Source organism: Paenibacillus sp. O199 (genome assembly GCF_001636635.1).
Lineage (GTDB): Bacteria > Bacillota > Bacilli > Paenibacillales > Paenibacillaceae > Paenibacillus > Paenibacillus marchantiae.
On the sequence record NZ_LGRP01000113.1, the window covers coordinates 1 to 297 of the forward strand.

At 49.5% G+C, this 297-nt stretch carries 2 tRNA genes; both read right to left on the bottom strand.

The window, feature by feature from the left end:
* Positions 1-42: 42 nt before the first annotated feature.
* Positions 43-115 (bottom strand) — tRNA-Thr (locus tag A6049_RS32370).
* A gap of 3 nt (positions 116-118) precedes the next feature.
* Positions 119-194 (bottom strand) — tRNA-Asn (locus tag A6049_RS32375).
* Between the last annotated feature and the right edge of the window lie 103 nt (positions 195-297).

Consider the following 297-nt stretch of genomic DNA (forward strand, 5'->3'; position numbering starts at 1 on the left):
GGGAGGTGTCTTAACCCCTTGACCAACGGGCCCCATTTCCAAAGCTCTCAACCGGGATCGAACCGGTGACCTCATCCTTACCATGGATGCACTCTACCTACTGAGCTATGAGAGCAAATGGCTCCCCGAACAGGGCTCGAACCTGTGACAACTCGATTAACAGTCGAGTGCTCTACCAACTGAGCTATCAGGGAATAATATGCATTTGCAGTGCAAATGCAATTCATCATACAACGTTAACATGCAGAGCCTGTTTTCTATGTAGGATGAAAGAGTTCGCTTGGCGGCGTCCTACTC